The sequence below is a fragment of the Pseudomonas sp. PAMC25584 genome (assembly GCF_058135675.1).
Genome location: NZ_CM176870.1, coordinates 1,347,201 through 1,361,838 on the forward strand (window position 1 = coordinate 1,347,201; position 14,638 = coordinate 1,361,838).

At 58.5% G+C, this 14,638-nt stretch carries 16 protein-coding genes; 7 read left to right on the plus strand and 9 right to left on the minus strand.

Translation table 11 applies throughout. The annotated features are described in order from the left end of the window. The first annotated feature begins 39 nt into the window (after positions 1-39). The 3 genes from recA (at position 40) to ACS5Q8_RS06070 (ending at position 2,925) form a co-directional block, all read left to right on the plus strand. Positions 40-1,098 carry a recombinase RecA gene (recA, locus tag ACS5Q8_RS06060; protein ID WP_247408227.1) on the plus strand — a complete coding sequence of 353 codons (1,059 nt, stop codon included), beginning with the start codon at positions 40-42 and terminating at the stop codon, positions 1,096-1,098. A gap of 8 nt (positions 1,099-1,106) precedes the next feature. Next, positions 1,107-1,574 (plus strand): recombination regulator RecX, encoded by a 468-nt coding sequence (gene recX, locus ACS5Q8_RS06065; RefSeq protein ID WP_276196791.1) that lies wholly within the window; start codon positions 1,107-1,109, stop codon positions 1,572-1,574. A gap of 145 nt (positions 1,575-1,719) precedes the next feature. Then, positions 1,720-2,925, plus strand: coding sequence for an ISL3 family transposase (locus ACS5Q8_RS06070; protein WP_465159091.1), 1,206 nt, complete (start codon positions 1,720-1,722; stop codon positions 2,923-2,925). Between the two features lie 24 nt (positions 2,926-2,949). Here the strand turns inward: ACS5Q8_RS06070 and ACS5Q8_RS06075 are convergent, their stop codons facing one another. Continuing rightward, a complete protein-coding gene (locus ACS5Q8_RS06075) occupies positions 2,950-4,062 on the minus strand; it encodes an LOG family protein (RefSeq protein WP_276196792.1) in 1,113 nt (370 codons plus the stop codon). A gap of 376 nt (positions 4,063-4,438) precedes the next feature. After that, positions 4,439-4,879, minus strand: a complete 441-nt coding sequence (locus ACS5Q8_RS06080; protein WP_276197905.1) for a PA3611 family quorum-sensing-regulated virulence factor — start codon at positions 4,877-4,879, stop codon at positions 4,439-4,441. Between the two features lie 198 nt (positions 4,880-5,077). Between ACS5Q8_RS06080 and ACS5Q8_RS06085 the strand changes: the two genes are divergently transcribed. From ACS5Q8_RS06085 to ACS5Q8_RS06095, 3 genes are all read left to right on the plus strand, one after another. Beyond that, the gene (locus ACS5Q8_RS06085) at positions 5,078-5,797 is read left to right on the plus strand and encodes a tRNA-uridine aminocarboxypropyltransferase (protein WP_276196793.1); all 720 of its coding nucleotides are present in this window, start codon (positions 5,078-5,080) and stop codon (positions 5,795-5,797) included. Positions 5,798-6,049: 252 nt separating this feature from the next. Then, on the plus strand, positions 6,050-6,700 hold the full coding sequence (gene erdR, locus ACS5Q8_RS06090) for a response regulator transcription factor ErdR (RefSeq protein ID WP_247402905.1): 651 nt from the start codon (positions 6,050-6,052) through the stop codon (positions 6,698-6,700). A 75-nt stretch (positions 6,701-6,775) separates the two neighbouring features. After that, a complete protein-coding gene (locus ACS5Q8_RS06095) occupies positions 6,776-7,138 on the plus strand; it encodes a diacylglycerol kinase (protein ID WP_247402908.1) in 363 nt (120 codons plus the stop codon). Between the two features lie 3 nt (positions 7,139-7,141). Here ACS5Q8_RS06095 and ACS5Q8_RS06100 read toward each other — a convergent pair whose 3' ends face one another. Continuing rightward, entirely contained in the window at positions 7,142-8,068 is a 927-nt protein-coding gene (locus ACS5Q8_RS06100; RefSeq protein ID WP_247402911.1) for a LysR family transcriptional regulator, read from the minus strand. Positions 8,069-8,192: 124 nt separating this feature from the next. Between ACS5Q8_RS06100 and fpr the strand changes: the two genes are divergently transcribed. Then, a complete protein-coding gene (gene fpr / locus ACS5Q8_RS06105; RefSeq protein ID WP_010563456.1) occupies positions 8,193-8,972 on the plus strand; it encodes a ferredoxin-NADP reductase in 780 nt (259 codons plus the stop codon). 78 nt (positions 8,973-9,050) lie between these two features. On the opposite strand, the gene ACS5Q8_RS06110 is transcribed toward fpr, so the two are convergent. The 6 genes from ACS5Q8_RS06110 to rimO form a co-directional block, all read right to left on the minus strand. Continuing rightward, positions 9,051-10,426, minus strand: a protein-coding gene (locus tag ACS5Q8_RS06110) for an IS3 family transposase (RefSeq protein ID WP_465159113.1) whose coding sequence is annotated in 2 segments (ribosomal slippage) — positions 9,051-9,923 and positions 9,926-10,426 — 1,374 coding nt in all. Because the reading frame shifts where the segments join, the coding sequence is not laid out codon by codon here. Positions 10,427-10,549: 123 nt separating this feature from the next. Next, positions 10,550-11,245 carry a tRNA (N6-threonylcarbamoyladenosine(37)-N6)-methyltransferase TrmO gene (gene tsaA, locus ACS5Q8_RS06115; protein ID WP_426099592.1) on the minus strand — a complete coding sequence of 232 codons (696 nt, stop codon included), beginning with the start codon at positions 11,243-11,245 and terminating at the stop codon, positions 10,550-10,552. A 3-nt stretch (positions 11,246-11,248) separates the two neighbouring features. Next, on the minus strand, positions 11,249-11,710 hold the full coding sequence (locus ACS5Q8_RS06120) for a YehS family protein (RefSeq protein WP_247402920.1): 462 nt from the start codon (positions 11,708-11,710) through the stop codon (positions 11,249-11,251). A gap of 68 nt (positions 11,711-11,778) precedes the next feature. Continuing rightward, positions 11,779-12,489 carry an rRNA pseudouridine synthase gene (locus tag ACS5Q8_RS06125; RefSeq protein ID WP_276196795.1) on the minus strand — a complete coding sequence of 237 codons (711 nt, stop codon included), beginning with the start codon at positions 12,487-12,489 and terminating at the stop codon, positions 11,779-11,781. A gap of 71 nt (positions 12,490-12,560) precedes the next feature. Next, complete coding sequence (locus ACS5Q8_RS06130) at positions 12,561-13,034, minus strand: GNAT family N-acetyltransferase (protein WP_276196796.1); 474 nt, start codon at positions 13,032-13,034, stop codon at positions 12,561-12,563. Positions 13,035-13,151: 117 nt separating this feature from the next. Continuing rightward, positions 13,152-14,492: a 30S ribosomal protein S12 methylthiotransferase RimO gene (gene rimO / locus ACS5Q8_RS06135; RefSeq protein ID WP_426099590.1), complete on the minus strand. Its 1,341-nt coding sequence runs from the start codon at positions 14,490-14,492 to the stop codon at positions 13,152-13,154. Between the last annotated feature and the right edge of the window lie 146 nt (positions 14,493-14,638).

The following is a 14,638-nucleotide window of genomic DNA, read 5'->3' on the forward strand; positions in this document are numbered from 1 at the left end:
TGTTGGCCGTCAGGCCTTATTGATTACGTGAGGACTTTAATGGACGAGAACAAGAAGAAAGCCTTGGCTGCGGCCCTGGGTCAGATCGAACGTCAATTCGGCAAGGGTGCCGTAATGCGTATGGGCGATCACGACCGTCAGGCGATCCCGGCTATTTCTACTGGCTCTCTGGGTCTGGACATCGCGCTCGGCATTGGCGGTCTGCCAAAAGGCCGTATCGTTGAAATCTACGGTCCTGAATCTTCTGGTAAAACCACCCTGACGCTGTCGGTGATTGCCCAGGCGCAAAAGATGGGCGCCACCTGCGCGTTCGTCGACGCCGAGCACGCCCTGGACCCTGAATACGCTGGCAAGCTGGGCGTCAATGTCGACGACCTGCTGGTTTCCCAGCCGGACACCGGTGAGCAAGCCCTGGAAATCACCGACATGCTGGTGCGCTCCAACGCCATCGACGTGATCGTGGTCGACTCCGTGGCGGCCCTGGTGCCGAAAGCTGAAATCGAAGGCGAAATGGGTGACATGCACGTGGGCCTGCAAGCCCGTCTGATGTCCCAGGCGCTGCGTAAAATCACCGGTAACATCAAGAACGCCAACTGCCTGGTGATCTTCATCAACCAGATCCGGATGAAAATCGGCGTCATGTTCGGCAGCCCGGAAACCACCACGGGTGGTAACGCGCTGAAGTTCTATGCTTCGGTTCGTCTGGACATCCGCCGTACTGGCGCGGTGAAAGAAGGTGACGAGGTTGTTGGTAGCGAAACCCGCGTCAAGGTCGTGAAGAACAAAGTGGCCCCGCCATTCCGTCAGGCTGAGTTCCAGATTCTCTACGGCAAAGGCATCTACCTGAACGGCGAGATGATCGACCTGGGCGTGCTGCACGGTTTTGTCGAGAAATCCGGTGCCTGGTATGCCTACAACGGCAGCAAAATCGGTCAGGGCAAGGCCAACTCGGCCAAGTTCCTGGCGGACAACCCGGATATCGCCGCCACGCTTGAGAAGCAGATCCGCGACAAGCTGCTGACTCCTGCGCCGGACGTGAAAGCTGCTGCCAACCGTGCGCCGGTTGACGAAATGGAAGAAGTCGACACTGACGTCTGAACCAAACGATGACCGTTGTGCTGGATACACTCGTCGCCGTTCGGCGCACTGCGATGGACCTACTCGCGCGCCGCGAGCATGGTCGAGTCGAACTGACGCGTAAACTGCGTCAGCGCGGTGCGTCTGCCGAGATGATCGACAGTGCCCTCGACCGCTTGACGGAAGAAGGGTTGCTGTCGGAAGCCCGTTACCTCGAAAGTTTTGTGTCCTACCGAGCGCGCTCTGGTTATGGTCCTGCGCGCATTCGTGAAGAACTGAGCCAGCGCGGCCTGCAACGCGCCGACATCGACCTCGCCCTGCGCGAGTGCGGTATCAGTTGGCAGTCGCAACTGGAAGATACCTGGCGTCGCAAGTTCTCTGGGCATCTTCCGATTGATGCCAGAGAGCGCGCGAAACAGGGGCGCTTCCTGAGTTATCGCGGGTTTTCGATGGAAATGATCAGCCGCCTCTTCAGCGGTCGGGACATGGACGACTGAACAGAGCAAAAAGCAAAAGGCCCGCTATGAAAATAGCGGGCCTTTTTTTGGTTCTTCACGGAATCTCGGGAAACACAGAAACAAGAACGCCGATTTGGTTGATGATGTTCGTGCGAGCAAACACATCTAACAAACCGGCGTTCTTATGCGAGATATTAATACTTTCCTTCCCTTTTGGGAGGGCTTTTCTGTCGTCAACATCAAGCCTGACGGCGATGCCCTTCAGATCGACCTGATCCCCCATGCCACCCGGTTCCCATGTTGTGGCGGCTGTCAAAAGCTCTGCTCAACCACTCATGAGTATTGCGAGCGCATCATTCGTGACTTGCCTATTCTCGGCCATGCGGTGCGCTTGAGCGTTTTGCTCCGGCGCGTTGGTTGCCGCGATTGTGGCAAGCGCATGGAGGCGGTTAGTTGGCTGGATCGCTATGCCCGCATGACCCGGCGCCTGGCAGATGCCGTCATTCAAGCGTGCGAGCGCCTTCCAACGCTGCACGTGGCGCAGATGTTTGGCCTGCATTGGGAGACCGTTCGTTTACTGGAGCGTCGAGCCCTGCAAGCAGCATTAAGCGTTTTGCCAAAGGCGAAACCGCGACGCTTGGTCATGGACGAGTTCGCACTCTTCAAAGGTCATCGTTATGCCACCGTTGTCCTGGATGCGGATACGCGACGGGTGCTGTGGATCGGCGAAGGCCGTAGTCGGGCGGCGGTTAGACCCTTTTTTGAAGAGCTGGGGCCCGAGGGCTGCGCGCTAATCGAAGCGGTGGCGATGGACATGAACACCGCTTTTGATCTGGAGGTTCGTCACCACTGCCCCAAAGCGCGAGTGGTCTACGACCTCTTTCATGTGGTGGCCAAATATGGTCGAGAGGTAATTGACCGGGTTCGTGTCGACGAAGCCAATCGACTGCGCCATGACAGGCCTGCACGCAAAGTCATCAAGCAGGCGCGATGGTTACTGCTGCGCAATCCTGAGAACCTGAAAAACCCAGAGCAACAGGTTCATTTGCAGGATCTGCTGGCGGCCAACCAGTCGCTGATGACGGTCTATTTAATGAAGGCTGAACTCAAAACGCTCTGGACGCCGAGCACCGCCTGGGACTGGAGATCAGCTTGGAACCAATGGCTGCGTCACGCCCATGAAAGCGAGATACCTGCCCTGATGCAGTTTGCCAAAAGACTAAAGGGTTACTGGCGAGGCATCGTCAGTCGGGTTCGCTGGCCAATGCACACCGGTCAGTTGGAAGGAATAAACAATCGAATAAAGGTGATCAAGCGTATGGCGTATGGTTACCGGGATAGCGAATTCTTTTTCATGAAGATCAAGAGCGTCTTTCCCGGTAATCCGTGAAGAACCCTTTTTTTTGTTCAAAAATCACGCGGGCTCCGGCGCCGCCCGTTGTTGCGTCTTACCTTGAGCCTGCGCCCAGTTCTCCGGCAAGTTGATGTAATCCACCAACTCCCGCAACCGGCCCTGATCACGCCCGTTGAAGTTGAACACCAGTCGCGTCAGATGACTGAACTGCGGCTCATCGTGCTCTTCTCCGGTATAGGCGAGCTGCTGGAAGTCTCCGCTCAGCCGCAGGCTGGCGAACTCTTTTTGCACATGAGCCAGCGCCCGATCACTGAGCGGATGATGCATGCGCATCACAAACTCGCGCTTCAGCCAGCGGGTAGAGTGGAAGTTGGCGTAGAACTGGTTGATCTCGTCCACCGCTGCTTCGGCGCTGTACACCAGGCGCACCAGCTTCAGGTCAGTGGGCAGGATATAGCGATTGGCTTCCAGTTGGCTGCGGATAAAGTCCAGGGCGCCTTGCCAGAAACCGCCGCCTGGTGCATCGAGTAACACCACCGGCACCAGCGGGCTCTTGCCGGTCTGGATCAGCGTCAGCACTTCAAGCGCTTCATCCAGGGTGCCGAAACCACCCGGGCACAGCACCAGCGCATTGGCCTCTTTGACGAAGAACAGCTTGCGCGTAAAGAAGAAGTGGAAGGACAGCAGGTTCTCGGTGCCATCGATGGTCGGGTTGGCATGTTGCTCGAACGGCAAGGTAATGTTGAAGCCCAGGCTGTGCTCCAGGCCCGCACCTTCGTGGGCGGCAGCCATGATGCCGCCACCGCCGCCGGTGATCACCATCAGATCGGAGCGCGCCAGCGCCGCGCCTACTTCCCGGGCCAGGGCGTAGAGCGGGCTTTCCACCGGCGTGCGCGCCGAGCCGAACACGGTAACCTTGCGGCGCCCCTTGAACTGTTCCAGTACGCGGAAGGCGTGGTCCAGTTCGCGGATAGCTTGCAAGGTGATTTTGGCGTTCCAGCGGCTGCGGTCGTCCTGGGCCATGCGCAGCGCGGTGAGGATCATGTCGCGATAAAGAGGAATATTCGGGCTGTCGGGGGCGATCAACTGGAGTTGAGCTTCGACCTGCTGCGTGAGGTCGACCCCATTCGCTTCAAAATGCTGGAGCAGGCGCTCATTCGGTTCGTAAGGCATTCAACTTCTCCTTCTTCACAGAGCCTGGGCTGGCGGCGAGATTCGTCCGTGGCCACGACACGGCATGTGTCGCAGCGTGCCAAGGCATTGCACAGTGTTCGCCAAGCGGCAAAGCGCGGCTCTGTATGTTCCTTGTGATTTAAAAACCTTTGTACTGCACGTGGCAGAAGGACAACTCTGTTTTGCCCTGAAAGTGTTACAGAACAGCGTGGGAATTGGGGCTGGCGGGCTGTCAGGATGAGTCGATCATGGGCCGAAAAACCCTTGGCTGGCAACCGCTTATTGGTCTCACGTCACAACGTGCAGCGCTTGGTGGAAAACGCAAACGAGGGAAGCGCGCGCCACTGGACAGCAGCGCGCGAGGGGCATGTGCGACTTACTTTTTCTTCTTCGCCGCCGCCGGTGCCGGGCAGTCCGCTTCGACGAATTTTACCGATGCCACCGGGCGGTTGGTCTTGTTTTCGGTGATCTCGTAGCGCATCACCGCGCCCTTGGCCATCAGCTCACGGTAACCCTTGTTCAGGCACACGCTTTGCCCCAGTTGGAAATACACCGCCTTGGGGTTGGCCCGCATCTGTTCGGCACGATCAGGCTGCACGCTGAGGTGGTCGATCAACTGCAGGCCTTCAACGGTGTAGGCCATTTCCAGGGTTTTTTCATCGATTTCCCGGGGCAGGTCCTTGTTGCTTTCAGCCGCGACGCTTTGCAGCTTCTTGTTCATTTGGGCCTCCAGCAGCGAGGCCGCCTGGGCGCCAACAGGCAAGACCAGCGCAAGGGCGACGGATGGGGCGACAAGACGCAGCATGGAACGCAGCATGAAACTCTCCTGATTCGGTTACTGGTGCATAGACCAGCCACTGGGCTGTGCGTTCAGTGGCGCGCAATTATAGGTGAGCCCCGGCCAGTACAGCCAGGCGTATTGCTGGGAAGTGAGTGTGGCTCTGGTAAACTGCGGCCACTTAAGCCTTCCTCGAGTTCCCTCAGTGTCGATTTTCCCTTCCGTGCGGCGCATCCGATGAGCCACGCCGTCTCTCGTCTGCGTACCCAGCGCCTGGCGCGCGCCATCAGGCCTTTCGTCAATCGGGGTTCGCGTGCCGAGCGCTGCCCCGGCTGCCGGGTGATCCCCGCGTATTGCTTGTGTGCCTGGCGGCCCAAGGTCCAGGCCCAGTCTGCGATGTGCCTGTTGATGCACGACGTCGAACCGATGAAGCCCAGCAATACCGGCTGGCTGATCGCCGATGTGATCGATGACACCAGCGCGTTCGCCTGGTCGCGCACCGAGGTTGATCCCGAATTGCTCACCCTGCTGGCTGACCCGCAGTGGCAACCCTACATCGTGTTCCCCGGCGAATTCGTGACGCCGGAACGGGTGGTCAGTGAGGTCAGGGTAGGGGAGGGCAAGCGCCCGCTGTTTATCCTGTTGGACGGCACGTGGAGCGAGGCGCGCAAGATGTTCCGCAAAAGTCCCTATTTGGAGCATTTGCCGGTCCTCAGCCTGGCTCCGGAACAGCTGTCGCGCTACAAACTGCGTCGTTCCAAGCGTGATGATCATTTCTGCACCGCCGAAGTCGCCGCGCTGTGCCTGGAGCTGGCCGACGACTGCGCGGCCAGCGAAGTGCTGGACGCTTACCTCGACGTGTTCAGCACCCATTATCTGGCCGCCAAGTTCCAGTTACCGCTGGACTTGACGGATATCGTCCATACTCGTCTAGCGCCCTACATCCCGGCGGTATAACCAGACGACGTTTGCATGATGGCACTGTGAATCCAACCGCCGCTAAACTGCCCATTGGCGTAGTGCTTGACCACCCAGGCTACGCTGGGCATGCTGGGCGCCGATCAGGGCGCAAGCGTGAATTTCCAACGTCGTTTCAGGTGCTTTTGACGTTGAGCATGCCCTGTGGTGATGGCTGCCTGGCCGTTGCCTTGTGTATTGGCGAACCCTGAACCCATCAGGGCTGCCAAAAAAAACAGGATCATTTAATCAATGGCCACATACGAAATCCTGATAGCTGATGACCACCCGCTGTTTCGCAGTGCGCTGCATCAGGCAGTAACGCTGGGCCTGGGCCCGGATGTACGTCTGGTTGAAGTGGCCAGCATTGCCGAGCTGGAAACCCGCCTCACCGAAAAATCCGACTGGGACCTGGTGCTGCTCGACCTGAACATGCCTGGTGCCTATGGATTTTCAGGGCTGGTGCTGTTACGCGGGCAATACCCGCAGATCCCCGTGGTGATGGTCTCGGCCCAGGAAGAAGCCGATGTGGTGGTGCGCTCCAAGGAGTTTGGCGCCAGCGGTTTCATTCCCAAGTCGAGCTCCATGGAAGATATCCAGAAAGCCGTGCGCACGGTGCTGGATGGCGATGTGTCCTGGCCGCCGCAGGCGTTTGAAGAAATCAATGTGTCCGACGAAGCCAAGGCTGCCCGTGATGGCCTGGCCAGCCTGACGCCTCAGCAGTTTCGGGTACTCACCATGGTGTGCGAAGGTTTGTTGAACAAGCAGATCGCCTACGAGTTGAGCGTGTCGGAAGCGACCATCAAGGCCCACGTCACCGCGATCTTTCGCAAGCTGGGGGTGCGCACGCGAACCCAGGCGGCGTTGCTCTTGCAACAACTTGAGTCAATTTCGCAGCATTAAGCTGTTGCCGATTCACGCTTTTTTGACTTTGCGTGATCTAGTTTTCCCACTTCTTTGGTTCAGTTGCCTACATCTATGTCGCCTTTCAAGGGTCAAACCGGTATCAAACGTATCTTTAACGCAGGGGGCTATTCCCTGGACGGCCTGCGCGCCGCCTTCACCGGTGAGGCGGCATTCCGTCAGTTGGTGTTGCTGAACGTCATCCTGATCCCACTGAGTTTTTTCCTGCATGTCAGCCGCGTCGAACGGGCGCTGTTGATTGCGGTGTGCCTGCTGGCATTGATCGTCGAGTTGCTCAACTCAGCGGTGGAGGCGGCCATCGACCGCATTTCCCTGGACCGCCACCCGCTGTCGAAAAACGCCAAGGACATGGGCAGCGCCGCGCAATTCGTGGCACTGACCATGATCGCCCTGGTGTGGGCCGTGATCCTGATCTAAGCCTCAGGCAATGCTCGGCAGCACGATTTCGTCGCTGCGCTGAACCCCGGCGGTAAAGGCGCGGCACAGTTCCAAAAACTCGCGCATCGCCGAGGTCTGGTACTTCTGCTTGTGCCAGATGAAGTAGAACTGCCGGGCCAGGTCCAGGTCCGGGGTTTCTACCGGCACCAGGCTGCCACGGCGGAAGGCATCGCGCAGCGCCAGCCGGGAAATGCAGCCAATCCCCAGCCCCGACTCCACCGCACGTTTGATCGCTTCGGTGTGTTCCAGCTCCAGGCGAATATTCAGTGCGCTGCGATGATGACGCATGGCCTGATCAAAGGTCAGCCGCGTGCCCGAGCCTTGTTCGCGCAGAATCCACGCTTCATGGGTCAATTCTTCCATGGTGGCTACGCCGCGCTGGGCCAGGTGATGCTGAGGCGCGCAAAACACCACCAGTTCATCTTCCACCCAGGTTTGCACTTCGATATCCGGGTGGCTGCAGTCGCCTTCGATTAGACCCAGGTCAATTTCGTAATGCGCGACCTGGTGCACGATGTGCGCAGTGTTCTGCACATGCAGCTTCACCTGGCTCTCGGGGTGCTGCTGCATGAAGCTGCCAATCAGCAGCGTGGCCAGGTAATTGCCGATGGTCAGCGTGGCGCCGACGGCCAGCGAGCCGAAACCGGACTTGCCGTTGAGCAGGTCTTCGATCTCCTTGGACTGGTCCAGCAGGGCGACCGCCTGGGGCAACAACTGACGGCCGAGGGCGTTGAGGCTCAGGCGTTTACCCGCCCGATCGAACAATTGGCAGCTGGATTGACGCTCCAGCTCGGTGATTGAGGTGCTGGCGGCGGATTGAGATAAGGCCAGAAGGCCAGCAGCGCGTGAGACGCTTTCCTGCTGGGCGACGGCGACGAAGACTTGCAGTTGACGGAGAGTAAATCGCATATCGATATAACCGATAACCCTTATCTTAATAATCCAGTTAACAGATATTGTCGCCGCGATTAGAATGCTGTGCAATTGCGCACTTATCATTTGGCGCAGACCCATCTCCAGGAGTCCCCCGTACATGAGCAACATGAACCACGAGCGTGTCCTCAGTGTTCATCACTGGAACGACACTCTGTTCAGCTTCAAGTGCACCCGCGATCCGGGCTTGCGCTTCGAGAACGGTCAGTTCGTGATGATCGGCCTGCAACAGCCCAACGGCCGCCCGCTCATGCGCGCTTATTCGATCGCCAGCCCGAACTGGGAAGAGCATCTGGAGTTCTTCAGCATCAAGGTGCCCGATGGCCCGCTGACTTCCCAGTTGCAGCACTTGAAGGAAGGCGATGAGATCATCATCAGCAAAAAGCCGACAGGCACCCTGGTGCTTGACGATTTGAAGCCGGGCAAGCACTTGTACCTGCTCAGCACCGGTACGGGCCTCGCGCCGTTCATGAGCGTGATCCAGGACCCGGAAACCTATGAGCGTTTCGAAAAAGTGATCCTGTGCCACGGCGTGCGTTACGTCAACGAAGTCGCCTACCGCGAATTCATCACCGAGCACCTGCCGCAGAATGAATTCTTCGGCGAAGCCCTGCGTGAAAAGTTGATCTACTACCCCACCGTGACCCGCGAGCCGTTCGAAAACCAAGGTCGCCTGACCGACCTGATGCGCAGTGGCAAGCTGTTCCGCGATATCGGCCTGCCACCGATCAACCCCGAGGACGACCGCGCCATGCTGTGCGGCAGCCCAAGCATGTTGGACGAGACCAGCGAAGTGTTGAACAGCTTCGGCCTGAAAGTTTCGCCACGGATGCGTGAACCGGGTGACTATCTGATCGAACGCGCCTTCGTCGAGAAGTAAACGCGGTCAAAAAAATGAGGGAGGGGGCTTGCTCCCGATAGCGGTCTGAAGTGCGCCCCAAAAGTTGGACAGTGATTGTTAGGCTACAGCGGACCTGGCTCTGTACGCTACAGGGCTCAGTCCGCCAAGTTTCGTTTTGATTCGCTTATGGTTGTAGTAATGGATGTATTCAGCCAGTCCAGCCTGCAACTGAGCCACACTCTCGAAGCTTTCCCGGTAGTAAAACTCTGACTTCAACGTGCCGAAGAAGCTCTCCATTGTGGCGTTGTCATAGCAGTTTCCTCTGCGTGACATGCTCTGTTCCAACCCTGCTTTTTCTAGTCGATCCCGGTACTTCGGGTATCGATAGTGCCAACCTTGATCCGAGTGCAACATGGGCTTGACGCCCTCAGGCAAGCGCTCAAGAGCTTGTTCCAGCATGTCGCCCACCAGGGCATATTGGGGGCGCGTGGCGGTTTGATAGGCCACAATTTCTCCGTTGTACAAGTCTAAAACTGGAGACAGATATAGCTTTTCGCCTGCCACTTTGAACTCGGTGACATCCGTTACCCATTTCTGATTCGGTTGCTCAGCCTCGAACTGACGAGCCAGGATGTTAGGCGATACTTCTCCCATTGGTCCTCGATACGATCTGTATTTCTTCGGTCGCACCGTACATTTCAGACTCAACTCCCCCATCAGTCGCCGCACAGTTTTACTGTTGATCAACTGTCCGTCGCTCCGCAGAGCTAAAGTCATACGGCGATAGCCGAATCGCCCCTTATGCTCGTCTTGAAGGCTCTGGATAGAGGCTTTTAGCGAAACGAACCGGTCTGCTCCGTCCATCGCCTTGAGTTGGTAGTAGTACGTGCTGCGGGCGAGCCCAGCCAGCTTGAGCAAATGGTCCAAGGGGAAGCTGTGCCTCAACTCAGAGACTAATTGGGCTTTTTCTTCGCTTCTTTCTCGCGCCTCATCACTGCCTCGCCTAACTCCCCAAGCTTTTTTAGGTAGGCGTTCTCCATGCGCAAATACTGGAGTTCATCAAGTAAAGCCTTGTGAGCACGTTCTTGGTCGGTGAGTGGAATGGCCGTTTTTCGAGGTTTAGCAGGTAGCTTGGACATAGCGGTATTCGATCCTTTTTCCCCTGAGGCCAGGGCTTCAATACCGCCACTGTAATACTGCTGCTGCCATCTGCCCACTTGGGTAGAGTCACCCAGATTGAAGAGTGCCGCTGCGCGGCGAAAAGAAAGGGAGTCACGCCACATGCGTTGCAGAACGGAGAACTTGAACAAAGCACTGTAACGTCCACCGGTACTACTCAGACTGGCCTCACCGTGCAGCCGGTAAGCTTCCACCCAACGGCGAAGTAAAGTGGGGTCCATTTGAAATCGAGCAGCAATATGGCGAAAGCCTCGGCCTCGTTCCAGGAAGGCGGTAATGGCGGAAAGCTTGAACTGCGTTGTGTACTTGCTCATGAAAAAGCCCCAGGAGTTGGATGGGTGTCCAACTTCTGGGGCGCACTTCAGTCTGCCAGTTGATACGACTGGCCCTGAACCACCGCTATCGGGAGCAAGCCCCCTCCCACATTTGTTTCCGGCTTATTTAGCTGCAATCACTTCCAGCACGCAGATGACACCCGCCTCGGGATAGTGCCAACGCACATCCACGTCCCAGAACCGCGCCCCGTATTCACGCTCAGGCCCAGGCGTTTGATAGGCCGGCCGCGGGTCTTGTGCCAAGCACTGTTCGATCAACTCCACCAGCGGTTCAGCAAGGCGCTGAGCGTGGCCTTGTGCCTGGTGCAGAGCCGTCTTCAGCCACTGCACGGGAATCAGTTGCGGCGCGTTACTGGCGATGCCGTTGGTGGCGCTGTCGATGATGTCGGCATACGGCACATATGGCTTGATATCCAACACCGGCGTGCCGTCGAGCAGATCGATCCCGGAGATCCACAGCCGGCCCGGTTCGACCTTGTCCAGCTTCACCACCGACTGGCCAATCCCGTTGGGCCGGTGGGTCGCGCGGGTGGCAAACACGCCCATGGACGTGTTGCCGCCCAGGCGTGGCGGGCGCACTTTCAGGCGGGGCTTGTCTTCGAGGGCCTGGTGGAACAGAAACAGCAGCCACACGTGGCTGACCTGCTCCAGGCCCTGCACCGCCTCGCCGTGGTCGAACGGCGCGACCAGCTCCAGCACGCCGCGGGCGGCAGGCGCCAGTTGCGGTTGGCGCGGGATGGCGAACTTCTCCTTGAAGCAGGAGCGCACGAAGCCAACGGGCGAGACCTGGTAACTCATGGCTTACGCGCGAACCCGCAGGGTCAGGCCCTTGAGGAAGTTGCGCAGCAACTGGTCGCCGCAGGTGCGGTAATTGGTATGGCCGAACTTGCGGAACAGCGCGCTCAGCTCAGGCTTGGACACCGGGAACTCGGCGGCCTTGAGGATGGCGTGCATGTCGTCTTCCTTCAGTTCGAAGGCCACGCGCAGCTTCTTGAGGATGATGTTGTTGGTCACCGGGGTTTCGATCGGCTGCGGCGCACGGCTGTCGTCCTTGCCGCGCTTGAAAACCACCAGGCCGTCAAGGAAGTGCGCCATGACCTCATCCGGGCAGAATACAAAGCCTTCTTCCTCGTCTTTCTTGAGGTAAGTCAGCAGGTCTTCCTTCGTCACGTCCATGCCGCCGAGTTTGATGAGTTCGACCATCTTGTTGTCACTGATGTCGAGCATGTAGCGCACGCTGCGCAGTACGTCGTTGTGAATCATGGTGGGCAATCCTGGTTTTCAACGGTGGACACCGCCCACGTAGGCGGTGTCAAAAAAAGGGGAGTGGCTTAGAACTTCTCTTTGCCAGACAGGTAGCGCCATTGGCCCACCGGCACCTTGCCGATGGACACACCACCGATGCGGATGCGACGGATGGCGATGACTTTCAAGCCGACGGCTTCGCAGAACAAGGCAATCACCCCAGGTTGCGGGTTTTTCATCGCAAAGCGCAGGCGGTTTTCGTTCTGCCAACTGGCTTTCACCGCCGGCAGCTCTTTGCCTTTGTAGGTCAGGCCGTGGTTGAGGCGGTTCAGGCCGTGAGCAACCATGTCACCTTCGACCTCCACCACGTATTCCTGCTCGATCTTGGCGGCATCGGCGGTCAACTTGCGCAGAATCTTCCAATCCTGGGTAAACACCAACAGGCCGCTGGCCTTGGCTTGCAGGTCGGCGCTGGCGGTCAGGCGCAGGAAGTGGCCCTTGAGTGGGCGCTTGCTGAAGCGGTGTTCTTCCGACAGCGTTTCGGCGCTGATCGAAGCCATCGCCGTCTCGGCATTCATGCCGACAGGCGCGTGCAGCAGGATGGTCACCGGCTCTGGCGCGGTGGCCTTGGCCTCGGGGTCCAGTTCGACCTTCTGGGTGGTGACCTTGAACTGCGGTTCGTCAATCACTTCACCGTCCACCGAGACCCAGCCGCCTTCGATAAACAGCTCAGCCTCCCGACGGGAGCAACCGACCAGTTCGATAAGGCGTTTGGAGAGGCGTATGGGGTCAGTCATGACAAAGGCCGTAGCAAAAGGGGGCCGCTATTGTACCTGTGTGGACGCGGTTAATCCCGGCCCCATTTCATTTAGCCCCGACGCGCCTCTTGCTGCACCTGGCGCAAACGCATGTGTAGCAGCGGATAAGGTTGCCCAAGGCCATCGTGCTCCGTGCGGCCGATGACCTCGAAGCCTTGCTTGAAGTAAAAACCCAGCGCCTGCGGGTTCTGTTCGTTGACGTCCAGCTCATCGGCGTTCATGCGCTCGATTGCATAACGCAGCAATTGTCGGCCCAGGCCCTGGCCACGGTGCTGTGGGTCGATAAACAGCATCTCGACCTTGCCCGCGGCCACCCCGGCGAACCCGGTGATGCGTTGGTGTGTGTCCTTGGTGCAGATCAGCATGACCGCATCCAGGTAGCGGGTCAGCACCAGGTTTTTCAGCAACATGATGTAGCTGTCCGGCAGAAAATCATGGGTGGCACGCACCGAAGCCTCCCAAATACGCGCCAATTCCGTGAAGTCGCTGGTTTTTGGGGTGTGAATAACCGAATGCTGACGCATGCCCGCTGCCCTTTTGTAGATGATCGGTACCGATGGGCAAGACGATAGACCTAAAAAAGCCCCGCATCTTGTCCAGAGGCAGGGCTTTTCGAGTTTTTTTACCGGTGCCTGATGCTATCAGTCGCGCTTTTCAGCCCACAGGTCGTATTCGTCGGCATCGGTCACGGTGCACCAGACCTTGTCACCCGGTTTCAAACCGCTGGCATCGTCGATAAATACGTTACCGTCGATTTCCGGTGCGTCGAAGAAGCAGCGGCCCACGGCGCCTTGCTCGTCGACTTCGTCGATCAGTACTTCGATTTCCTTGCCGATGCGCAGTTGCAGGCGCGCCGAGCTGATTGCCTGCTGGTGCGCCATGAAGCGCTCCCAACGGTCCTGCTTGATGTCATCCGGCACCACGGCCAGGTCCAGTAGGTTGGCCGGAGCGCCTTCCACCGGCGAGTACTGGAAGCAACCGACGCGGTCCAACTGGGCTTCGGTCAGCCAGTCGAGCAGGTACTGGAAGTCTTCCTCGGTTTCGCCAGGGAAGCCGACGATGAAGGTCGAACGGATGATCAGATCCGGGCAGATCTCGCGCCAGTTCTTGATGCGCGCCAGGGTCTTGTCTTCGAAGGCCGGGCGTTTCATGGCCTTGAGCACTTTCGGGCTGGCGTGCTGGAACGGGATGTCCAGGTACGGCAGGATCTTGCCGGCGGCCATCAACGGGATCAGCTCGTCCACGTGCGGGTACGGGTACACGTAATGCAGGCGCACCCACACGCCCAGGCTGCTGAGGGCTTCGCACAGTTCGGTCATGCGGGTTTTCACCGGCGCGCCGTTCCAGAAACCGGTGCGGTATTTCACGTCGACGCCGTAGGCGCTGGTGTCCTGGGAGATCACCAACAGCTCTTTCACGCCGGATTTGACCAGGCGCTGGGCCTCGTCCAGCACGTCACCCACCGGGCGGCTGACCAGCTTGCCGCGCATCGACGGGATGATGCAGAAGCTGCAGCTATGGTTGCAGCCTTCGGAAATCTTCAGGTATGCGTAGTGGCGCGGGGTCAACTTGATGCCTTGCGGAGGCACCAGGTCGATCAGCGGGTTGTGGTCCTGGCGCGGCGGCACCACTTGATGCACGGCGTTGACCACCTGCTCGTACTGCTGCGGGCCGGTCACGGCCAACACGCTCGGGTGTACCTTGCGGATATTGCCTTCTTCGACACCCATGCAGCCGGTGACGATGACCTTGCCGTTTTCCTTGATGGCCTCGCCGATCACTTCCAGGGACTCTGCCTTGGCCGAGTCGATGAAGCCGCAGGTGTTGACCACCACCACGTCCGCGTCCTGGTAAGTGGACACGACGTCATAACCTTCCATGCGCAGTTGCGTCAGGATGCGTTCGGAGTCGACCAGAGCCTTTGGGCAGCCCAGGGAAACAAAGCCGACCTTGGGGTTGGCTTTTGCGATGGTGGTGGACATGTCTAACCTCGGTATTGAATGACGCCGCCAGTCGGGCACGACAAGGCGGTAGACGGGCACTTAGCGCTCTCGTGAGAGAGGGTGCTTTTGTGCCTCTGATCAAAAAGTGCGCAATTCTAGCGATGGGCAACGCACTTGACCAGCTT